General features: G+C 29.2%; 21 protein-coding genes, 2 rRNA genes and 1 other annotated feature. Of the genes, 3 read left to right on the forward strand and 20 right to left on the reverse strand.

The features are described 5' to 3' along the window. Nucleotides 1-48: 48 nt before the first annotated feature. Entirely contained in the window at nt 49-327 is a 279-nt protein-coding gene (gene spoVG, locus I4U66_RS11580) for a septation regulator SpoVG (protein ID WP_092921465.1), read from the reverse strand. Nucleotides 328-475: 148 nt separating this feature from the next. After that, nucleotides 476-1,345 (reverse strand): pur operon repressor, encoded by an 870-nt coding sequence (gene purR, locus I4U66_RS11585; RefSeq protein ID WP_092921467.1) that lies wholly within the window; start codon nt 1,343-1,345, stop codon nt 476-478. A 221-nt stretch (nt 1,346-1,566) separates the two neighbouring features. Here purR and murC point away from each other — a divergent pair, with 221 nt between their 5' ends. Further along, nucleotides 1,567-2,919: a UDP-N-acetylmuramate--L-alanine ligase gene (gene murC / locus I4U66_RS11590; protein WP_195929001.1), complete on the forward strand. Its 1,353-nt coding sequence runs from the start codon at nt 1,567-1,569 to the stop codon at nt 2,917-2,919. Nucleotides 2,920-2,970: 51 nt separating this feature from the next. Here murC and I4U66_RS11595 read toward each other — a convergent pair whose 3' ends face one another. The 9 genes from I4U66_RS11595 to I4U66_RS11635 all read right to left on the reverse strand — a co-directional run bounded on the left by I4U66_RS11595 (nt 2,971) and on the right by I4U66_RS11635 (nt 12,572). Then, nucleotides 2,971-3,771, reverse strand: coding sequence for a hypothetical protein (locus I4U66_RS11595; protein ID WP_092921471.1), 801 nt, complete (start codon nt 3,769-3,771; stop codon nt 2,971-2,973). 230 nt (nt 3,772-4,001) lie between these two features. After that, on the reverse strand, nt 4,002-5,117 hold the full coding sequence (locus I4U66_RS11600; protein WP_092921473.1) for a M20/M25/M40 family metallo-hydrolase: 1,116 nt from the start codon (nt 5,115-5,117) through the stop codon (nt 4,002-4,004). A gap of 81 nt (nt 5,118-5,198) precedes the next feature. Continuing rightward, nucleotides 5,199-6,440, reverse strand: a complete 1,242-nt coding sequence (locus tag I4U66_RS11605; RefSeq protein ID WP_195581705.1) for a hypothetical protein — start codon at nt 6,438-6,440, stop codon at nt 5,199-5,201. Nucleotides 6,441-6,510: 70 nt separating this feature from the next. Beyond that, nucleotides 6,511-7,383 carry a 16S rRNA (adenine(1518)-N(6)/adenine(1519)-N(6))-dimethyltransferase RsmA gene (rsmA, locus tag I4U66_RS11610; protein ID WP_092921477.1) on the reverse strand — a complete coding sequence of 291 codons (873 nt, stop codon included), beginning with the start codon at nt 7,381-7,383 and terminating at the stop codon, nt 6,511-6,513. A gap of 20 nt (nt 7,384-7,403) precedes the next feature. After that, nucleotides 7,404-7,940 (reverse strand): ribonuclease M5, encoded by a 537-nt coding sequence (gene rnmV, locus I4U66_RS11615; protein ID WP_092921479.1) that lies wholly within the window; start codon nt 7,938-7,940, stop codon nt 7,404-7,406. A gap of 257 nt (nt 7,941-8,197) precedes the next feature. Then, complete coding sequence (locus I4U66_RS11620) at nt 8,198-8,968, reverse strand: TatD family hydrolase (RefSeq protein WP_195581706.1); 771 nt, start codon at nt 8,966-8,968, stop codon at nt 8,198-8,200. A gap of 19 nt (nt 8,969-8,987) precedes the next feature. Then, entirely contained in the window at nt 8,988-10,961 is a 1,974-nt protein-coding gene (gene metG / locus I4U66_RS11625; protein ID WP_330615415.1) for a methionine--tRNA ligase, read from the reverse strand. A gap of 67 nt (nt 10,962-11,028) precedes the next feature. Next, nucleotides 11,029-11,320 (reverse strand) — a binding site (T-box leader). A 145-nt stretch (nt 11,321-11,465) separates the two neighbouring features. After that, nucleotides 11,466-11,990 (reverse strand): spore maturation protein, encoded by a 525-nt coding sequence (locus I4U66_RS11630; protein ID WP_092921485.1) that lies wholly within the window; start codon nt 11,988-11,990, stop codon nt 11,466-11,468. Continuing rightward, entirely contained in the window at nt 11,991-12,572 is a 582-nt protein-coding gene (locus tag I4U66_RS11635) for a nucleoside recognition domain-containing protein (RefSeq protein ID WP_240276228.1), read from the reverse strand. A gap of 172 nt (nt 12,573-12,744) precedes the next feature. Between I4U66_RS11635 and I4U66_RS11640 the strand changes: the two genes are divergently transcribed. Both I4U66_RS11640 and I4U66_RS11645 read left to right on the forward strand, forming a co-directional pair. Continuing rightward, entirely contained in the window at nt 12,745-14,187 is a 1,443-nt protein-coding gene (locus tag I4U66_RS11640; RefSeq protein ID WP_195581708.1) for a nicotinate phosphoribosyltransferase, read from the forward strand. A 17-nt stretch (nt 14,188-14,204) separates the two neighbouring features. Next, nucleotides 14,205-14,633 carry an Lrp/AsnC family transcriptional regulator gene (locus I4U66_RS11645; RefSeq protein WP_092921491.1) on the forward strand — a complete coding sequence of 143 codons (429 nt, stop codon included), beginning with the start codon at nt 14,205-14,207 and terminating at the stop codon, nt 14,631-14,633. Between the two features lie 105 nt (nt 14,634-14,738). Here the strand turns inward: I4U66_RS11645 and I4U66_RS11650 are convergent, their stop codons facing one another. The 9 genes from I4U66_RS11650 to I4U66_RS11690 form a co-directional block, all read right to left on the reverse strand. Beyond that, nucleotides 14,739-15,440: an HD domain-containing protein gene (locus I4U66_RS11650; protein WP_195581709.1), complete on the reverse strand. Its 702-nt coding sequence runs from the start codon at nt 15,438-15,440 to the stop codon at nt 14,739-14,741. 26 nt (nt 15,441-15,466) lie between these two features. Continuing rightward, nucleotides 15,467-16,300: a 16S rRNA (cytidine(1402)-2'-O)-methyltransferase gene (gene rsmI / locus I4U66_RS11655; protein ID WP_195581710.1), complete on the reverse strand. Its 834-nt coding sequence runs from the start codon at nt 16,298-16,300 to the stop codon at nt 15,467-15,469. Next, complete coding sequence (locus I4U66_RS11660) at nt 16,301-17,053, reverse strand: tRNA1(Val) (adenine(37)-N6)-methyltransferase (protein ID WP_195581711.1); 753 nt, start codon at nt 17,051-17,053, stop codon at nt 16,301-16,303. It abuts the gene before it with no gap. A gap of 142 nt (nt 17,054-17,195) precedes the next feature. Next, on the reverse strand, nt 17,196-18,071 hold the full coding sequence (locus I4U66_RS11665; RefSeq protein WP_195581712.1) for a PSP1 domain-containing protein: 876 nt from the start codon (nt 18,069-18,071) through the stop codon (nt 17,196-17,198). Continuing rightward, on the reverse strand, nt 18,068-19,003 hold the full coding sequence (locus I4U66_RS11670; protein ID WP_195929003.1) for a DNA polymerase III subunit: 936 nt from the start codon (nt 19,001-19,003) through the stop codon (nt 18,068-18,070). Before I4U66_RS11670 ends, I4U66_RS11665 begins: the two co-directional genes overlap by 4 nt. A gap of 2 nt (nt 19,004-19,005) precedes the next feature. After that, nucleotides 19,006-19,695, reverse strand: a complete 690-nt coding sequence (locus I4U66_RS11675; protein WP_195581714.1) for a dTMP kinase — start codon at nt 19,693-19,695, stop codon at nt 19,006-19,008. 173 nt (nt 19,696-19,868) lie between these two features. Beyond that, entirely contained in the window at nt 19,869-21,278 is a 1,410-nt protein-coding gene (locus tag I4U66_RS11680; protein WP_195929005.1) for an aminotransferase class I/II-fold pyridoxal phosphate-dependent enzyme, read from the reverse strand. Between the two features lie 203 nt (nt 21,279-21,481). Next, nucleotides 21,482-21,598, reverse strand: a 5S ribosomal RNA gene (gene rrf / locus I4U66_RS11685). 58 nt (nt 21,599-21,656) lie between these two features. Continuing rightward, nucleotides 21,657-21,735: ribosomal RNA gene (locus I4U66_RS11690) — 23S ribosomal RNA — on the reverse strand; the annotation flags it as partial.

Consider the following 21,735-nt stretch of genomic DNA (forward strand, 5'->3'; position numbering starts at 1 on the left):
TCGAATAGTTCGACTCTTTATAATAAACAATAAAAAAATTCTATTTAATTATTCAGCTGCAACTTCTAATTGAGCAACTGCTTCATGATATGCATTTAGTACTGCATCTTCTAATACTTGTCTCATCTCTGCGTTTATTGGATGAGCTATATCTCTAAAATTACCTTCCCCTATTTTTCTACTTGGCATAGCGATGAATAAACCATTATGTCCTTCTATAACCTTTATATCATGTACAACAAATAAGTTGTTAAAAGTTATAGACACTATACACTTCATTTTTCCTTCGTCAGTTATTTTTCTTATTCTTACGTCAGTTATCTTCATCCTTTTATATCCCCCTTTTGAATTTGACAAATTAATGTATTTATAAATTTTATATATATATTTACTTATAGTTTAGTATTCTATTAAATATTTGAATATCCTTTTTTATTTTTTGAAAATTTATGGTTTTTGTAAATTTATTTTTTACCTAATCTTCTATTATTTCTTCTATGTCACAATCCCCTTCGACAAATTCTTTCTGATATTCATCTTTAAATGTCTTTAAATTTGGTTCTACTATTATATTATCTCCATTTACATCTAATTGAATTAAAGATATATAATCTTTTACCATTTTGTCTTCTGGCTTCATTGTAGATATAAATACTCCCGTTCCTATAACTTCCGCTCCAAACTCCCTCATAAGATCTGTCATACCTTTGATTGTACCTCCACCTCTCATGAAGTCATCTATTAATATAACTTTGCTATTCGGCTTAACTGCTCTTCTTGGTAAACTCATACTTTCCACTTTAGAAGTATTTCCACTAACATAAGTCATACTTAGTGTAGGTCCTTCTGATACTTTTATATCTTTTCTTATTATAACAAGTGGTAAATTCATTGCTTTAGCTGTCATAAGAGCCATTGGAATTCCTTTAGTTTCCATTGTCACTACGCAATCAGCTTCTGCATAATCTATATTTGATGCAAATATTTTACCTATTTTTGATGCTATAGTAGGATCATATATTAAGTCTATTAAATATAAAAATCCTCCTGATAATACTCTAGATTCGTCACTTATTTTTTGACATAATTCCATTAAAAATTCTTCATTTTCTGCTTTTGATGTCTTTGGTATATATTTTACTCCACCAGCTGCTCCTGATATTGTTATTACTTTCCCTAGTTCTAATTTTTCAAAGACATTTTTTACTACTATTAAATCTTCACTTATTGTAGATTTAGCAGCATTAAATTTATTTGTAAAATAGCCTAATGTAAATATCTTATTTGGATTGTCCGATAATATCTTTACTATGGCACCAATTCTTTCCGTTCTTTTAAATTTCATGCATTTAACCTCCTACGATTGCAGCTTCTTCTATATAAACTAAATAATGCATAACCATGTTTATTATGATATAATAATGGTTATGTTTTAAGCAATTTTTTAATATATTGTATATGTAATATAGTATATGTATATTAATCATTAAATATTGAACATTATACTATTATACCACAAACATAGTTCATATTGTAGGGCTTAATTAAAAGAAAGGTGGTTTTCTTATGAAGATACATTTCATTGGAATCGGTGGCATAAGCATGAGTGCTTTAGCTGAAATATGCCTTAATAAAGGATATAAAGTTTCTGGTTCAGATTCAAACGAATCTTACTTATTAGATAAACTTAGATCTCAAGGCGCTAATATATTTATAGGACATGAAAAAGAACATTTGACAGATGATGTAGATATGGTTGTTTACACTGCGGCAGTTCATGATGATAATGCTGAGCTTATTGCAGCTAGAGAAAAGAATAAACTTGTTGTAAACAGAGCTACTTTCTTAGGTCAAATAATGAGAGAGTACAAAAATTCTATAGCAATTTCTGGTACTCATGGTAAAACTTCAACTACTTCTATGTTATCTACTATATTCCAATATGCGGATTTAGATCCAACTATATTAGTTGGTGGAAATTTAAGTAGTATAGGTGGTAATGTTAAAATAGGTAACTCTGATCATTTCATAACAGAGGCATGTGAATATGTTGATAGTTTCCTAAACTTTAACCCTAAGATATCAACAGTTTTAAATATAGAGGAAGACCATTTAGATTACTTCTCAGGCTTAGATGAAATAAAAGCATCTTTTAATAAATTTGGTAAATTACTTCCTAAAGATGGTTATTTCATAATAAATGGAGATGACGAAAATACAAATGATATATTACACGACGTAAAAGCTACTGTTATAAAATACGGTACAAATTTAGATAATGATGCTTTAATTAAAAATATAAGCTTCAATGAAAAAGGTCATGGTATATTCGAGATAGAATTGAATGGTAAAAATTTAGGTGTATTTGAACTTTCTGTTCCAGGACTTCATAACATCTACAATGCTACTGCTGCTATATTAGTTGCTTATGTTTCTAATATAGAATTAGAGCTTATAAGAGAAAATATAAAATCTTATTCTGGTGTTGGAAGAAGATTTGAGGTTAAGGGTAAATATAATGATGCATTAATAATTGATGATTATGCTCATCACCCTACTGAATTAAAGGCTACTTTATCTGCTGCTAAAAAGATGAAGAAGTCTAAGTTATGGTGTATATTCCAACCTCATACTTACACTAGAACTAAGTCTCTTTTAAATGAATTTGCTGAAGCATTTTATTCTGCTGATAAAGTTATTATAACTGACATATACGCTGCCAGAGAAAATGATCCAGGAGATATTCATTCTAAAGATTTAGTTGAAAAGTTATATCAAAACCATGTTGATGTTGCTTATATAAGTAAGTTTGAAGATATAGTTGACTATCTTCGTGATAATGTCTCTTCTAATGATTTAGTAATAACTGCTGGTGCAGGACCTATATACAAGGTAGCTGAAGAATTAGTTGAAAATTAATAAACAAAAAGGATATACTAGCTAGTATATCCTTTTTGTTTATTAAAATACTTATTCCTCTAATTTAAATATGTCTTTTACAAGATAATCATATAATCCAGTGTGGACTTCATAATATGCTTGAATTTTATTCTTTCCTTCACCCTGTGTTATTTTTACATAATCTTTACCCATTGTTTCTACTTTCGCATCATAGTTCTCGCCTTGAATGTTTATAGTAAAGTTGTACTTACTTCTTTCTTTACTCTTTTCTGGCTGAACTTTGCCAACCATTCTCTTTTGAACCATTTTAAGTGCTAGGTCTTTAAAATTCCAGCCAAATATTTTCTTAGTTTCATCTTTATAAGTTATTTTTACAGTATCCCAACTCTTATACTGCTTTATAAAGTCAAATGACAAATATATACTCTCACTTAAAAGCTTACTAAGTTCTTTTTTTGTAGCAACCGGAACTTTATAGTACTCTTCTTTGCTGACAGTGTATACCCTAAAGTAATTCAAGTCTGTTGAAAATCTAATTCCATCATCTGAGTTACCATTGTATATAGGAGTGTATGATTGTGGCTTTCTTATTTTTGTAAATTCTGTAAATAACACAGTTATATTATCCCAATAATCCTTTTCTATTCTAACACTTTCTACTTTTGAATCTGATAAGTATATTTTACTTTTAGAGCTCAATTGTTTTATTAATGATCTTGTGTCATCTTCTAATGCCTCTGTCGTTTGTTGTCCTGGTTCTTTGTCTTTTGTATCTTTGAACAAGGTAAATCCTAAGAAATAGCATACAAAGAATAACACTACAGTAAGAGCTACTAAAACCTTTTTTTTGATTTTTTTCTTCTTAGCCATCTTCACGCCTCCTTTATCCATATAATCATAAGATAATTATATTACTTTTATGTAGTTTTTGTAAGACATAATTACTTATTATACTTATTTCCAGGGAAATTACTACACCCTTCTACACAAATACTTGTACATTTTTTAAATTTTATACATTTTTCTCTTATCTTTTAACATAAAAATAGTATCTAAAAGCAATTTAGATACTATTTTCTAATTAGTTTTTAATTTTTAATTTATGCTTCTTTTATTAACTCAGTTACCATTTTAGCAGAATTTTCTATATCCTTTATAGCTATATATTCTTCTAATGTATGAGCATTTTTCATACCTATACCTAGGTTAACTGCTTTTATTCCATTTTTATTTAATATATTAGTGTCACTACCTCCACCTGTAGATGTTGTGTGACCTTCTACATTCATATTAGCAAAAGCTTTTTTAGCTAGCACTACTATTTCATCATCTTCAGATATATTAAATGGTGCATAAGCTCTTGTAGTTTCTATTTCTATTTTAGCTCCAAATTCTTTAGCTGCTTTTTTAAATACATCTACCATATGGTTTGTTTGAGCATCTAACTTTTCTTCGCTTAAGCTTCTAGCTTCTGCTGCTATTTCTAATTCTGGCATAACTATATTTGTTGCTATTCCACCATTTATTATACCTATATTAGCAGTAGTTTCTTCATCTATTCTTAATAAATTCATATTTTCTATAGCTCTTGCTGCAACCATTACTGAACTTACTCCATTTTCTGGTTCAAGACCTGCATGAGCTGGTTTTCCTATTATTTTGACCTTTATAGCATCTTGTGCTGGCGCTTGAATTATTATTTCTCCTGGAGCTCCACCACTATCTAAAACAAATGCATAATCTGCATTTACTTTAGAATAATCTAAGTACTTAGCACCATATAATCCGCCTTCTTCCCATATTGAGAATACAACTTGTATATCCGCATGTTGGATATCATTTTCCTTAACTGTTCTTAATGCTTCTAATATAGCAGCTATACCAGCTTTATCATCAGACCCTAGTACTGTTGTTCCATCACTTTTTATTATACCATTAGCTTCATCTATTATAGGCTTTACTCCTATACCAGGACTAACTGTATCCATATGTGAAGTGAAAAGTAATGTTTTACCCTCTCTATTTCCTTTTAATGTAGCAATTACATTTCCTGTTTCTCCACCAGCTTTTACACCAGCACCATCTATCACAACTTCTAAACCTATTTCTTTTAGTTTTTCAACTAAAACTTCAGCTATTTTACCTTCTTTTGAAGATGGACTGTCGATTTGAACTAGCTCTAAAAATTCATTGATTAGTCTTTGATTATTTATCATATATTCTCCTCCAGTTATACTTGGTCTACCTATAATTTTAGAGCATTACCAAAAATTTATCAATATCTGAGGTAATTTATTCTATTTTATTATTTTTCTACTTCTTGAATCTATCATACATAACCAATATCCTAAGCTATCATTTCTTGTGTCACAAGGTTGATATTCTCTAAACCCTGTATGACCTTTATCTGGTTGTTCTGTTTTATTCCCTGGAACTGCGTATATATAATTTTTTCTCTTATTATACTCATCATATTGTACACCAAATAAGTAATGTCTATACTTATATGATTGCATCACTGCATCACTATACATTGTATAATTTAGAGTATTAACATATCCTAAGTAAGGCATAGTATAACCACATAAAGTTATAGGACTTATTTCAATTTTCCACCATCTAGTATTATCTATTTCATCTTTAATAAATGGTTTTACTTCCTTAAAATGTTTAAGCCCTTTTTTTATTTGTCTTGGCATTAAAAGTGTTCCCGCTGTTTTTTGGTATTCGTCTATAGAATTTGATTTTGCATACTTTTGACGTGTTTTTTGTTGATGTGAAGCATTAGGATATGTCTTGTTTTCTTTAGGTTCACTACTTTTTCTATTTTTCTCTATAGTTTTATCTATATTATCATATTCGTCATATTTTTCTCTAGTTTGAGGATTTACATCCTCCTCTATAATTTCATAATAACCATCATCTGAGTTGTATACACTTTCTTCTTCACTTTCATACTCTTCTTCATCATCATCTATTTCTATATACTCTATTTCTTCATACACTTCATACTCTTCTTCATTATCATCTTCTTCTATATTATCTACATCTATATATCCTATTTCTTCATATTCCTCAAACCCTTCGTCATTATCATCTACTTCTATATACTCTATTTCTTCATATCCCTCAAATCTTTCGTCATCTTCATACTCTTCTCCTGCAAATAATATTTCCTCATAATTATCTATCTTAGTACCTTTAAATCCTATAAGTGGTACAGTTTTTTCATATAAAAGAGCTATACCTTTTATATCTATATCTTCTCTGTCTAAATTTAATGTAAATTCACCTTTTCCTTGCTCACTTGGCAATACCTTTCCTAAATCAAGGGTATCATAATCGCTTTGTATAGCAACTACCCTATATCCATCTTTCATAAATTTAAGATTTTCTACATATAATGAAATTATTGATTTTTCATCATTTATCTCTACTTTAGCAAATGCTTTTGGTAAAACACGTTCTTTGTATCTAAAGTTAGTGTCCTTAGCTTCAAGGATTATATAATCTCTCTTAAATTTTTTTTTAGCTGCCACTTTTAATCCCCCTTTTAACATAATTTCTCTTAATAGTATATGAGTATGATTCTAAAAAAAGTACCTTCAATTATTTTGAAGGTACTTTTTCATTTACTTTATTTGATAAAGTGGCAAACTCTTCTATTGATAAAGTTTCCCCTCTTCTTTTTTCATCTATATTAGCAGCACTTAGTACTTCCTTTATCTCATCTTTACTTAAGAATCCTAATCCACCTAATGCATTAAGTAATGTTTTTCTTCTTTGTCCAAAAGCCGCTTTAACAGTCTTGAAGAATATTTCTTCATTATCAACTGGATATTTTATTTCTTCTCTAACATGAAGTCCTATAACTGTTGAGTCAACATTTGGTTGTGGTATAAACATATGTCTTGGTGCTTTTGCTACTATTTCTGTATCACAATAATATTGAACTGCTACTGATAAAGCTCCATAATCTTTTGTTCCTGGTACTGCATTCATTCTATCTGCAACTTCCTTTTGTACCATTACAACTATATCCGTTACTGGTATATCTTCTTCTAAGAACTTCATAACTATTGGAGTTGTTATATAGTATGGTAAGTTTGCAACTAATTTAACTGGTCCCCCATTTAGTTTTTCTTTTACTAATTCTTGAACATTTACTTTTAATATATCTTGATTTATAACTTCTATATTATCAAAGTCTTTTAATGTTTCACCCTGTAATATAGGTATTAATGTTTTATCTATTTCTATAGCCACAACTTTCTGAGCTACTTTACCCATCTCACGAGTTAGTGTCCCTATACCAGGACCTACTTCTATTATATAGTCTCCTTCAGAAAGTCTTGCCCCTCTTAATATTTTATCTATTACATTATCATCTATTAAAAAGTTTTGCCCTAAAGACTTTGAAAATTTAAATCCGTGCTTTTCAACTACATCTTTTGTGGCTCTATGTGATGAAAGTCTATCCATTAATTTTTCTCCTTTTATATTTATTTATCTAAAGTTTCTAGTGATTTTACAAATTCTTCTCTAGTAACCCCATAATTATTTAATCTATTTAAGAATTGCTTGGCATTTCCATATCCGATTCCAAGTATCTTTCCTAATTCATCTCTTCTATTAGATGCATCTTCATTTCCTATAAGTCCATTTCTTATTAAATCAACTTGCTTAAATTCATCTCTTTTTTCTGTACTTTCTGTTCTAACTCTCTCAAGAGCTGCTATTATACTCTTTGGTGTGGCATTTTCTATACCTATGTCACCATCTTTTTTAGCTTCCTCTCTTGGTAAAAAAGCATGCTTACATCCTGGAACTTCTGCAGCTATTTTTTTTCTTATTTTTTCACCCGCAAAATCAGGATCTGTAAATATTATTACTCCACGTCTTTTTTGAGCAGATTTTATTCTTTCCATAACACCTTTAGGAAACCCAAATCCACCAGTTGTTATAAGTTCTGCATCTACAGCTCTTTTTACTGCTGTAACATCGTCTCTTCCTTCTACAACTATTATTTCTTTTATCATTATCAATTCACCTTTATCTGTTTTGTATCCTGTCTTAACTTCATTTCTATATTTTACGTTTTTTATGTAATTTTATCAAGGAAAAACAAAAACTATAATATCATTATGTGCTATAGTTTTTGTTTTTACACTCTATTTTTATTGTGTTTTACAATATTTACTTAATAATTATAGTGCCTAGAATAATAATGTATATCTATAAATATTTTATAATTGTATTAAAAAAAGCTCTTGAGACTATACAGTCTCAAGGGCTTTTATTTTATATTAAATAATCTTTTAGCATTTTCTTTTGTAGCTTTGCAAACTTGCTCGTAAGATATACCTTTTTCTTGAGCAATCTTATCTGCTACAAATTGAACTAATGATGGGTCATTTCTTTTCCCTCTATGAGGCTCTGGAGCCATATATGGTGAATCAGTTTCTATTAATAAATATTCTAGAGGTATTTCTTTTGCTACTTCTCTAGTTTTTTTATTATTTTTAAAAGTCACTGTTCCTGGTATTGATATATAGCAACCCATTTTTACATATTCTCTAGCTAATTCAACATTCCCACTATAACAATGAAGCACGCATCCTATTTCTGGAGATTTTGTATTTTTTATTATTTCAAAAGTATCTCCATGAGCATCTCTATCATGTATTATTATAGGCAATTTTAACTCATTAGCTAATTCTATTTGTTTTTTAAACCATTCTTTTTGTTCTTCTCTAGGTGAATTATCATAGTAATAGTCTAATCCGATTTCACCTATAGCTACTACTTTTTCATTTTCAGTAGCTAATTTTCTTAAAGTATCTATTGCAGTTTCATCTAAATCTTTAACATCGTGTGGATGTACTCCAACTGCTGCATATATAAAATCATACTTATTAGCTAATTCTACACTAGTTATTGATGTTTCTATATCTGCTCCTGGATTTAATACTAAATCTACACCTTTTTCTTTTAAAGATTCTATTAATTCTTCTCTATCTTCATCAAATCTTTCACTATTTAAGTGTGCGTGTGAGTCAAATAACATTTTTTATTCTCCTAACTAATTAACGAACTTCGCATCCATCCTTAGCACCTGTTGCTACTGGTACTATTAAATCATCACCATCATCTCCAGCAGCTAATATCATACCTTGAGATTCTACTCCTCTTAGCTTAACTGGCTTTAAGTTACAAACAACTATAACTTCTTTTCCAACCATATCTTCTGGCTTATACCATTTAGCTATTCCAGATACGATTTGTCTTGTCTCTGAACCTAATTTTATTTGAGATACTAAAAGTCTATCTGCTTTTGGATGTTTTTCACAGCTTAAAACTTTACCTACTCTTAGTTCAACTTTATCTAATTCATCTATTGTTATGTTTTCTTTGTGCTCTAATGGAGCTACTTCTTCTACTACGTCTTTCTTTTCTGCAAATAATTCGTTCAATTCTTCTACTTCCTTTTCTATATCTAATCTTGGGAATAAAGATTCACCTTTGTGTACTTTTGTTCCTTCAGTTATTAATCCAAATGTTTTAACACTTTCCCAAGTTGTTAATTCTTCATTTGTTATTCCTAATTGACAGTATATTTTTTTAGCAGTAGCGTTCATTATTGGATTTATTAATGTAGCTACTATTCTTATAGATTCACATAAGTTGTATAATACTGTATCTAAAGTATCTTTGTTAGCTTCATCTTTTGCTAAAGCCCAAGGCATAGTTTCATCTATATACTTGTTAGTTCTTCTTATTAATTTCCAAGCACTTTCTAATGCTTCATTAAATTGAAGTTTGTTCATTTCATTTTCAAAATTTTCTACTGATAATCTAGCAGTTTCTTTTAAGTCAGCATCAAATTCAGTAGTAGCTTTTGGCATTGGTATTATTCCACCGTTATATTTTTCAACCATTGCAACTGTTCTACTTACTAAGTTTCCTAAATCATTTGCTAAATCTGAGTTAAGTCTAGTTATAAAGTTTCTATGAGTATAGTTACCATCTTGACCAAATGCAAATTCTCTTAATAAGAAGTATTTAAGAGCATCTACTCCGTATCTTTCTATCATTTGCTCTGGATAAACTATGTTTCCTTTTGATTTACTCATCTTATCATTATCAAATAATATCCATCCATGTCCATATACTTGTGTAGGTACTTCTTCACCTAAAGCCATAAGTATAGCTGGCCATATTATTGTATGGAATCTCATTATTTCTTTACCTACTATATGAACATTAGCTGGCCAGAATTTTTTATATTCTGAATCATTTTCACTCATATATCCTAAAGCTGTTATATAGTTGCATAAAGCATCTACCCAAACGTATATTACGTGTTTTTCATCAAATGGTACCTTTATACCCCAATCAAATGTAGTTCTAGTTACACATAAATCTTCTAATCCTTTATCTAAGAAGTTTGCAACCATCTCATTTTTTCTTGATACTGGGAAACAGAAGTTAGGGTCAGCAAATAATTCTCTTAATCTATCTTCGTATTTTGATAATTTGAAGAAGTAAGCCTCTTCCTTAGCATCATAAGTTTCTCTTCCACAGTCAGGACACTTATTTCCATCTACTAATTGTGATTCTGTCCAGAAACTTTCACATGGAGTACAATACTTACCTTCATAAGCTCCTTTGTATATATCTCCTTGTTCATATAACTTAGTAAATATCTTTTGGATTATTACCTTATGTCTATCTTGTGTAGTTCTTATAAAATCATCATATGATATATCCATAGTCTTCCATAACTTTTGTATATCTGCTATCATTCCATCTAAGTATTCTATCTCAGTCATACCTTTTGCCTTAGCAGTTTTTTGTATCTTTTCTCCGTGCTCATCTGTTCCTGTTAAGAACTTTACATCATATCCACAGAAACGTTTAAATCTTGCTATTGCATCTGCTGCAACAGTTGTATAAGTATGTCCTATATGTAAGTTTCCACTTGGGTAGTATATAGGAGTTGTTACATAGAAAGTTGGTTTTGTCATATTCTTACCTCCTGATTTATTTTTAGTATATATTTATATTTTTAACCTTTAATATAGAGTTGAAACTCTTTGTATTAAAAAACTCGCCTCCTATGATATACATAGGGGCGAGATTATTCGCGGTACCACCCTAATTATCTAAATTTATAGATACTACTTTAAAAGTTAAAACTTATTGATGTTTGCTCATATCAATATAGTATCTTATAATACTTTAGATATCTTAGCAGACTATAACGTGTCTAACCGTTTTATCTTAAAAATAGAGCTATCTATTATTCAGATAAAAAAGCTCCGAGGCCATCTTCAATAATTTCTTTGACGCTAGCTTTCACCTAACCTAGCTCTCTGTAGAAAAAGTCCTTATTTACTCTTCTCTTCTCAGCTTTATATATTTCTATATTTTACTAAATAAATATATTTTATTCATTTTATGTAATTTTGTTACTATTTAAAACTAATTCTATATAATTAATAAATTAATGTCAATTGGTTTTTACACTTTAATTATACCATCTTGTACATTTTATAGAAATATTAAGCTGTAAATAATATATAGCAGATAAATACAGATGCTATAACTCCTGCAATATGACTTATCATAGCACAAGTTAGTGTGTGTCTAGTGTTCTTTATTTTTAAACTTCCATAGTATATAGCCATTGTGTAAAAAATTGTTTCAGATGCCCCAACTATTGTAGATCCCATTTTCTCTATTATGGTATCTATACCTACTCTTTGTGCTAATTCAGTATACATTCCAAGTGCACCGCTTCCTGAAAGAGGTTTTACTATTATTAATCCTATAAGTTCTTTTGGTATACTCATTAGCTCTGCTATTGGCTTAAATAAAAATTCAAGCATTTCTATTCCTTTCCCAGTTTTAAATATCCCTATCGCTAAGAATATCCCTATTATGTAAGGTGTTATAGACCAAGCTGATTTAAGACCATCTATTGCTCCTTTTACAAAACTATCATATATATCTATTTTTTTGTGTCTTCCATAAATAACTATGTAAAGTATTATTAGAGGGACAAGTATATTTGAAAATAGCTCCATCTATCTTAACCTCCTTTTACTTTGCAATAATTTACAGGTTATTATAGCTATTATTGTTGATACTGTTGTTGCAAATAATGTAGTTACTATTATCTGACTTGGATTTTGAGAACCTAAATCCATTCTTATTTTGAGCATAGTAAATGGTATTAACTGAATTGATGATATATTAATGACTAAAAACATTATCATATCATTTGTCGCTGTATCCTTTTTAGGATTTAAAGTTTGTAGTTCTTCCATAGCCTTTAGTCCAAATGCTGTAGCTCCATTACCTGCCCCTACCATATTCAAAGCTATATTCATAACCATATAAGACATAGCTTTATGTCCCTTTGGTATGGATGGGAAAAGTCTTGTCATTATAGGGTTTAGTTTTTGTCCAATTTTTTCTATCAATCCAGCATCTTTTGCTATGTTCATTATCCCCATCCAAAGAGCCATTACCCCAGCTAAACTTATTGCAAATTCTACTCCTTTAGATGCCTCTGTTAATATTACTTTGTTTAGTTCTCCTAGATTATTAAACACCATACTTCCTATTATTCCTATAGCAATCATATAAAACCATATTCTTGCCATTAAATCGCCTCCCCTCTAGATAAATTTTATGATTTATATATACTACTTTATACTTGAAACTTGCACTATATTGTGTTTTAGTATATATGTGGGGTTTTTTAATCAACTAGCTTTTCATACTAATCCATATACGAAGTGATTTTATAATTATATATATTTAAGGAGAAATGCAATGAGAAATTTAACACTTCTTACTGATTTGTATCAACTCACTATGATAAATGGTTATTTTGAAAAAAATATCCATGAAGATGTTGTAGTATTTGATATGTTTTTTAGAAAAAATGCTTGCAACGGGGGCTACACAATAGTGTGTGGTATAGATCAATTTGTTGAGTATATAAAAAACATAAATTTTTCCGATGAAGATTTAAAGTATCTTAAAAGCCTAAATCTTTTTTCTGATAAATTTTTAACGTTTTTGAAGGATTTCAAATTTACAGGGGATATATACTCAGTTGAAGAAGGTACTATAATGTTCCCAAATGAGCCTATACTTACTGTAAAAGCTCCATTATATCAAGCCCAATTAATCGAAACTGCCTTATTAACAATTGTTAATTTTCAATCACTTATAGCAACGAAGGCATCTAGAGTTTGTTTTGCTGCTCAAGGAGATCCAGTGTTTGAGTTTGGACTTAGACGTGCTCAAGGTCCTGATGCCGGTACATATGGTGCTAGAGCTGCTATGATAGGGGGATGTAATGCTACTGCTAATGTTTTAGCAGGTAAATTATTTGATGTTCCTGTAGTAGGAACTCAAGCTCATAGCTGGGTTCAAAAATTTGATACAGAATTAGAGGCATTTGAAGCTTATGCCGACATATATCCAGATAAATGCCTTTTACTTATAGACACTTATAATGTATTAAATAGTGGACTTCCTAATGCTATAAAAATATTCAAAGACTTAAGAGAAAAAGGTCACAAGCCTTTAGGTATTAGATTAGATTCTGGTGATTTACACTATTTATCTAAAGAATGTAAAAAAGCATTAGAAGAGGAAGGTTTTACTGATATTAGTATAACAGCATCTAATGACTTAGATGAGCATACTATATCTAATCTTAAATCTGAAGGTGCTGCTATAAACTCTTGGGGTGTTGGAACTAAATTGATAACATCTGCTGACTCTCCGTCTCTGGGAGGAGTTTACAAGTTAGCTGCATCTTTTAATGGCGATAAAATAGAACCTAAGATAAAATTATCAGAAGATCCTGAAAAAATAAATAACCCAGGATATAAAAAAGTTGTAAGAATTTATAATGAAGATAACAAGGCTGAAGCAGATTTAATAATGTTGCATGATGAGAAAATAGATGAATCTAAGCCTCTTACTGTATTCCATCCTGTATACACTTGGAAATCAAAAGTTTTTAATAACTATACAGTTAAAGAGCTTCATAAGCCTTTATTTATAAATGGTAAATGTATGTATGAGCATAAACCTGTTATGAAAATAAGAGATTATGTACAAAATGAGTTAAACACTTTATGGGATGAGTACAGAAGATTTTCTAATCCTCAGACTTACAAAGTAGATTTATCTAAGGACCTTTGGGACCTAAAAAACAACATGATAGATTCTAAAAATTTCTATAATAAATCATCTTAATACAAGGGGGATTCAAAATGGATGCTACAGATCACAGAATTATAGACATTCTACAACAAGATGGTAGAATTTCAATGAAAGATTTAGGTAAAATAGTTGGACTAACTTCTCCAGCTGTTTCTGAAAGAGTTAAAAGGCTAGAGGAATCAGGAATAATAGAAGGTTATAAAGCTATAGTTAATCCTGATGCTTTAGGTAGAGTTATAAAAGCTTTTATACACATATCTTTACCTAGCAATAAGTATGAAGAGTTTATTAATGTAGCTCGTCAAGATCCAAGAATAGTTGAATGTCATCATGTTACAGGAGATGACTGCTCACTATTAAAGGTTGTAGTTAGAGACATGTATGAACTTGAAAACGTTATTGATACAATAAAGAAAATCGGCTCTACTAAAACTTCAGTTATACTATCAACACCAATACAAGCTAAGGCTATATTATAAAAATTGATCCAATATTATCAAAAAAGAAGTCAATGTAAAGTAACTACTATTTTACATTGACTTCTTTTCTTTAAAAATATATATTCTAGATAACTAATATTTATATTATGAACTTTGCTTATATCTATAGATATAATTCGTAAGTGCATATTCCATATACACCTTTATTATATTCATATCTTCATTTGGATTTAGTAGTTTTCTTGTTGCTACTATATCGCAATAGCCTAATATAAACACTCCTATACAGTCTTTTCCTAAAATATCAAATAACTCTGTAAGATTTTCTTTACTCATATCATTTTTCTTATATAGAGCTAAGAGTACCATATGGTATCTTACATATTTTTCAATCAATTCTATACTTCTTTCATCAAGATTTAGGCTTTTTCCTAATTCTCTTGAAATTTTAGCTCCTACTATCTCATGCCCTCTAAAATGTACTCTTCCTGTATCATCTACTGTTTTACTGTCTGCTTTACCTATATCATGTAAGAATATACTTAATTTTAATAGATGAATCTTTTTTATATGACCATCCATATCTTCATTTAAATATTCTTTTATATTGTTTCTTAAATGACTTGAGAAAAATTCTCCCTCTTTGAGTATTTCTTCAAACTCTTCTAAGGCTTTTATAGAATGTTCATAGACATTTACTACATGAAATTTACATTCTCCTACTTCTTTCATGCCATTTAATTTTAATATAACTTTTTCTAATTTTTTAAGTCTATCTAATTCTTTAAACTTTTCTGATGTATTTTCAAACACTAAACTTTCTAACAACATATCTTTAATTTCCATTTTAGCCACCCCAAGTTAGTTTTATTTTATAGGTCTAAAACTTGCTTATATACTATATCTTTCTGTAGTTTTCTGTCCTTACATACTATTTTTATAGCTTCTTTTTTATTTTTACCTTCTTCTAGTAATGCAATAACATATTCTCTTTCATTAAGGTCATCATAGCTATTTTTCTTAGTTATCTCACCTTTAAATCCTTCTACTATTAATACAAATTCACCCTTTACTTCTTTTTCATTAAATATTTCAATTACTGTTTCAATATCTTCTCTTATTACTTCTTGATATTTTTTAGTAAGTTCTCTATTTACTGCTATTTTTCTATTTCCTAATATTTTTAGCATATCTTTTAAAGTATCTTTTAATCTATGTGGTGATTCATAGAATATTATAGTTCTTCTTTCTTCCTTGACTTCCTCTAATTGCTGCCTTCTTACTCTCTTATCTCTGTCTAAAAATCCTTCAAAAGCAAACTTTCTAGTTTCAAGCCCTGAACCAACTAAAGCTATAATAGATGCACTAGCTCCTGGCAATACTTCTATCTCTATATTATTTTCTATTGCTTGCTTTATCATTTCTTCACCTGGGTCGCTTATTCCAGGCATTCCTGCATCACTTATTAATGCTATATTTTCTCCATTTAATAATTTATCTATAAGATAACTTCCTTTAGAATCTTTATTATGTTCATGGTAACTAGTTAATGGTTTAGATATTTCAAAATGATTTAAAAGCTTTATACTATGTCTTGTATCTTCTGCTGCTATTAAATCTACTTCATTTAAAATTCTTACTGTTCTATAAGTCATATCTTCTAAATTACCTATAGGTGTTGGACATACATATAACTTTCCGCTCATTTACTCTTCTCCTATATCTTCATTTGCATATATTGCTTTTATCTCATCTGTATAGTTTCCATCTTCTCCATATACATATAATGGATCCAATATTTTCAATTCTGGTCTTCCATCTTTAGCAAACTCTACAAGTATTAGGTTTGGTGCCTTATTAGCCCTTGGATGAATAAATTGAACTTGCTTAGGTTCTAGTCTATATTTTCTTCCTAACTCTATTATATCTACAAGTCTTGTAGGTCTATGTATCATGAAAAACTTTCCTTTAGGCATTGTAAGCCTTGATGCTGCTCTTATAACATCTTCTAAATTGCATTTAACTTCATGTCTTGATATCATCTTTTTATCATTAGGGTTTTTTATACCATCCATGTGCATATATGGAGGATTTGATGTAACTACATGATAGCCATGTACTTCTAATGTTTTATCTATTGTCTTTATGTCAGCATTTATTATTTCCACTCTGTCTTCTAGATTGTTTAATTTTACAGAGCGAGTAGCCATTTCATATACTTCTTCTTGTATCTCGACACCTATTATTTTACTCGCTTGGCTTTTTCCTGCTATAAGTGTTGGTATTATACCTGTTCCAGTTCCTAAATCTACTACTTTAGCTCCTTTTTTAACCTTTGCAAAATTAGCTAATAATACTGCATCTATACCAAAACAAAATCCAGTTTTATCCTGTATTAATTTAAGACCTTTCAATTGCAAGTCATCTATTCTTTCTGTTTCCTTTAATTGTACTTCCATATATATCTCCTTTCATGTCTTACTCTAAGACTGTCAAATACTTTACTAAATATATTAATATTTTCTATATTAAGTTCTTTATCAATTATATTTATTCTATCTAAAAGGGTAGGAAAAATCCTACCCCCTTAGTTATATAAAATTAATCTTCTAGTTTCTTTAACTCTCTTAATGTAGCTTCATCTATATCATTTTGACATCCACCACATTTTCTAGGCTCTTGTAATACCTTAACATCATCTTTAAGATATACTTTTATAGTCTTATCATTAAATTCAACTTTAACTTGTTCTAATAATGGATTTATTTCTATAACTCGTCCTTTTCCATCTTCAACTTTAACTAATGCTCCTACTGATGGCATAACATCTATCGCTTCTGCATACACATCATGCTCATATTTTAAGCAACAGAACAGTCTTCCACATATTCCTGATATTTTTGTAGGGTTTAATGATAAACTTTGGTCTTTTGCCATTTTTATAGATACTGGTTGGAAATCTCCTAACCATGATGAACAACAAAGACTTCTACCACATGGTCCTAATCCACCTATTGTTTTAGCTTCATCTCTAACCCCAATTTGTCTTAATTCTATTCTAGTCTTAAATATCGATGCTAAATCTTTTACAAGCTCTCTAAAATCTATTCTGCCTTCTGCTGTGAAATAGAAAATTAGCTTATTTCTATCAAATGTATATTCACAATCTATTAAATACATAGTTAACCCATGGCTTTTAATTTTTTGTTGGCATATTTTAAAAGTTTCCTTAGATTTTTCTTTGTTTTCAAGATATATTTTAGTATCTTCTTCTGTAGCTACTCTTATGATTGGTTTTAATGGTGAAACTAACTCTTCTTCTGATATTTCCTTTGGCCCTACTACCACTGAACCATATTCTAATCCCCTTGCAGTTTCAACTACTACATCCATATTTTTCTCTATTTCTAAATCAACAGGATCAAAGTAATAAATTTTACCTGCATTTTTAAACCTAACACCCACTATCTTTATCATTTAATCACCTCATATATATTCAAAGCCATAACTTGCATACTTATATTAAAGTTACAATTGCTTCTTATCTTTTTCTTTGTCTCTTCTATTATATCAATAATCTTAGACACTTGAGAATAGCTAATTTTTTTACTCATATTTTGTAAAAAAGTAATTTTATCGGAATTTATTATCATGTTCTTGTCAATTTTTTCTTTTATAAACATAATATCTCTAAAATAATTAATCATAATATCTAAAATATTGAATATATCTCCTCTATATTTTTCTATATCTAACGATATATCTAATATATCAACTATATTCTTATCAAGAAGTCTTTCTATATATGATTGTATTTCTTCTCTCATAAGAGCAAACTCACTAGATTCAGACAGTTCTAATGCTTTTTCTATACTACCTCTAGAAAAAGTAGCTAACAATTGAGCTCTCTGTTCATCTACACCTTTTTGTATTAGGTATTTTTTTAAGTCTATAAGAGATATAGGTAAGAATTTTATTATTTCACATCTAGATTTTATAGTATCTAAAAGAGCTTCTTTATTAGATGTTACAAGAATGATTATAGCATACTTCGGTGGCTCTTCTAACGTCTTTAAAAGAGCATTTTGACCTTCAATTGTCATTTTATGAGCATCATTTATTACATATATTTTATAGTCTTTATGAGGCTTTATAATTATATCTGTTTGTAATTTTCTTATTTGGGCTATTTTTATACTATTTCCATCTGGATCTATCTCTATATAGTCAGGGCTATTTTTAACATCGCTTATATCTAGCAATAATTTTGCTAATTCCTCTGTTAGTTTCTTTTTTCCTATACCTTCTATTCCTTCAAACATGTATGCATGGCTTATTTTATTATTTTTTATAGAATTTGTTAAATATTTTTTAGCAAACTCTTGTCCTATTATATCTTCAAAGTACATATTTATCTCTCCACAGACTTTATCTTATCCACTACAACCTTGTATATCTCTTCATGTATACTATCTATACTTCTAAGGTTTTCTTCCTCTACACAGTTTATTTTTTCCCAATTATACTTATCAGCTATATATAAAGAGTTATTATATGATTTCTCTAAATAATCTAAATCACTTTCATGTATATCTTTTTTATCCTCACCAGTTATTTTATTTTTTCTATTTTCCATAAGTTTTTTACTAAACTCTATTGGAACATCTAAAAATACTACACAATCTGGTTGTGGAATTTTATACAGATTAAACTCATAATCAAATAACCAATCTAAATATTTATCTCTATCTTCCTTAGCCATTTTAGAAGCTTGATGTACCATATTAGATGTTGTATATCTATCTGCAAGTACTACCCCACCGTTGTTATAGAACTCTTCCCATTCTGTTTTAAACGATGCATATCTATCTGCTGCATAAAATGTAGATGCTATATAAGGGTCTACATCTGAAGGCTTACTTCCAAATTCTCCTCTTAAGTACATTTTGACTAGTGCTGATGACTCACCATCATAATTTGGATATTCAACCTTTCTAACATTATATCCATCTTCTAAAAGTCTTTCATATAACTTCTTTGTTTGAGTGGCCTTTCCGCTTGCATCTGATCCACTTTCTATGATTATTAACTTTCCCTTCATATTTATATCCTGATTAAAAAAATATTTAATCAGGTATCACCTCCGTAATTCTTTATTTGGTCTTATATATTTTGATTTATTTTTTAATTATGTATAAGATATCTTAGTAGAGTAGTAGATTAATTGACATAATATATTAAATTAAGTCTATCTAAAATTTATAATCATTTATATTAGTCACTTATAATCTCTATAAATTCTAAATTCGAATATTTTATTCCATTTATATTCATTCCTTTTTTATGGCATAAAATTACATAATCTATTATTTCTTTAGTAATTACTTCTCCTGGAGACAATAGACTCACTCCCGGCGGATAAGGTATTACATATTCGGCGCAAATTTGTCCGATACTTTCATATATTTTAACACTTTTCTTACTTTTATAAAATGCCTCTCTAGGGTTTAGCACTTTTTCTGGTATTACTACTGGATATTCTAGACATTCTATATAAGAATCTTTCTTATATCTATTTGACATGTCTTCTAACGCTTCGGATAATCTATCTAAATCTTCTTTAGTATTTCCTATAGTACATATTAAAAGTACTCCATAATAATTGGCTAATTCTACCTGTATATTGTACTTTTCTCTTAAAAGATCTTCTAATTCATATCCCGTCATTCCTAGTTTTTTAGAAGATAAAAATAGCTTTGTTTTGTCATCTTCATTATATATATCAAAACTTGTATTTTTATTTTTTTCTTTAAACTTCTCTATATTATCTAAAAGTTCTTCCATTAATTCATGGCCTTTAGTTTCATATATATCTACGGCCAATTCTAATGAAGACATAAGCATATAAGAAGGACTAGATGATTCTATTATTCTAAGCATAGTACTTAATTTTTGTCTATCCACTCTATCTCCTTTTATATGTATCATTGATGATTGAGTAAATGAAGGTAATGTCTTATGAGTGCTTTGAATTACTATATCTGCACCTTCTTCTAGGGCAGTCTTTGGTAATCTATCACTTAAACCTAAATGTGCTCCATGTGCCTCATCTACTATTACTGCTATGTTATGTTTATGCGCATAATCACATATTTCCTTTAAATCAAAAGTTCTTCCATAGTAAGTTGGATATGTAAGTAAAATAGCTTTAGCATCTAAATTATTGTCTATTATCTTCTTAGCTTCTTCAATATGAATTCCCTCTTGTATATTAGTCTCTTTGTCAATTTTAGAAAGTATATATACAGGTTCTATATCAGCTAATATACATGAATTTATAACAGATTGATGGCAATCTCTATTAACAATTATCTTATCCTTAGGATTACATAAAGCCATTATAGCCCCTTGTATCCCACATGTACTTCCATTTATAAGATAATATGTCTCATCGCTTTTGAAAGCCTTAGAAGCCCTTTCTTGCGATTTTTTTATTATTCCTTCTGGCGAATGTAAATTATCAGTTCCTGGTATCTCAGTTGTGTCCATTTTATATATATTTTTAACTATATCAGAGTATCCAAGTTTGTCATAAATTTTTCCTAACTTATGACCTGGCACATGAAATGATATTAGATTAGTTTCTACGATTTCTCTTAAATGATTAATAATCTCTGTTTTCATTTTGTTCTCCTTCTAATGATTAGATCTAACCAATAATCAATATAATAAATTAATACTTATTTAATATGTATTATATTTATCAATTAATTTTCGTATATAAATACAAATAAAGTCGTTGATACTATTATAATCTATCAACGACCTTATTTATACTCATAAAAATAATTTTAATCATTATTTAATTTTAGACATAAAAAAAGATTACGTGGCTACGTCTTACTCTCCCAGGGGGTCGCCCCCCAAGTACCATCAGCGCTAAAGAGCTTAACTTCTGTGTTCGGTATGGGAACAGGTGTATCCTCTTTGCTATAATAACCACATAATCTTTATCTTTTAGAGTTAATACTCTGAAAACTGTATATCATTTAGTTAATGATTTTGGTCAAGTCCTCGACCTATTAGTATCGATAAGCTAAATACATTACTGCACTTACACCTTCGACCTATCAACCAGGTA

This window comes from Romboutsia sp. D33t1_170424_H2, from assembly GCF_015669105.1.
In the GTDB taxonomy this organism is placed as follows: domain Bacteria; phylum Bacillota; class Clostridia; order Peptostreptococcales; family Peptostreptococcaceae; genus Romboutsia_C; species Romboutsia_C hominis.

Coding starts and splice junctions, on each gene's coding strand:
- I4U66_RS11595 (WP_092921471.1), bottom strand. CDS start 3,771: ATGGCTAAGAAGAAAAAAATCAAAAAAAAGGTTTTAGTAGCTCTTACT.
- I4U66_RS11665 (WP_195581712.1), bottom strand. CDS start 18,071: ATGATAAAGATAGTGGGTGTTAGGTTTAAAAATGCAGGTAAAATTTAT.
- purR (WP_092921467.1), bottom strand. CDS start 1,345: ATGAAATTTAAAAGAACGGAAAGAATTGGTGCCATAGTAAAGATATTA.
- I4U66_RS11675 (WP_195581714.1), bottom strand. CDS start 19,695: ATGAAGGGAAAGTTAATAATCATAGAAAGTGGATCAGATGCAAGCGGA.
- I4U66_RS11630 (WP_092921485.1), bottom strand. CDS start 11,990: ATGGAGCTATTTTCAAATATACTTGTCCCTCTAATAATACTTTACATA.
- spoVG (WP_092921465.1), bottom strand. CDS start 327: ATGAAGATAACTGACGTAAGAATAAGAAAAATAACTGACGAAGGAAAA.
- rsmA (WP_092921477.1), bottom strand. CDS start 7,383: ATGGATAGACTTTCATCACATAGAGCCACAAAAGATGTAGTTGAAAAG.
- I4U66_RS11660 (WP_195581711.1), bottom strand. CDS start 17,053: ATGGAAGTACAATTAAAGGAAACAGAAAGAATAGATGACTTGCAATTG.
- I4U66_RS11620 (WP_195581706.1), bottom strand. CDS start 8,968: ATGTTATTTGACTCACACGCACACTTAAATAGTGAAAGATTTGATGAA.
- rnmV (WP_092921479.1), bottom strand. CDS start 7,940: ATGATAAAAGAAATAATAGTTGTAGAAGGAAGAGACGATGTTACAGCA.
- I4U66_RS11670 (WP_195929003.1), bottom strand. CDS start 19,003: ATGTACTTTGAAGATATAATAGGACAAGAGTTTGCTAAAAAATATTTA.
- I4U66_RS11680 (WP_195929005.1), bottom strand. CDS start 21,278: ATGAAAACAGAGATTATTAATCATTTAAGAGAAATCGTAGAAACTAAT.
- I4U66_RS11635 (WP_240276228.1), bottom strand. CDS start 12,572: ATGGCAAGAATATGGTTTTATATGATTGCTATAGGAATAATAGGAAGT.
- rsmI (WP_195581710.1), bottom strand. CDS start 16,300: ATGAGCGGAAAGTTATATGTATGTCCAACACCTATAGGTAATTTAGAA.
- I4U66_RS11650 (WP_195581709.1), bottom strand. CDS start 15,440: ATGGAAATTAAAGATATGTTGTTAGAAAGTTTAGTGTTTGAAAATACA.
- I4U66_RS11640 (WP_195581708.1), top strand. CDS start 12,745: ATGAGAAATTTAACACTTCTTACTGATTTGTATCAACTCACTATGATA.
- I4U66_RS11645 (WP_092921491.1), top strand. CDS start 14,205: ATGGATGCTACAGATCACAGAATTATAGACATTCTACAACAAGATGGT.
- murC (WP_195929001.1), top strand. CDS start 1,567: ATGAAGATACATTTCATTGGAATCGGTGGCATAAGCATGAGTGCTTTA.
- I4U66_RS11600 (WP_092921473.1), bottom strand. CDS start 5,117: ATGATAAATAATCAAAGACTAATCAATGAATTTTTAGAGCTAGTTCAA.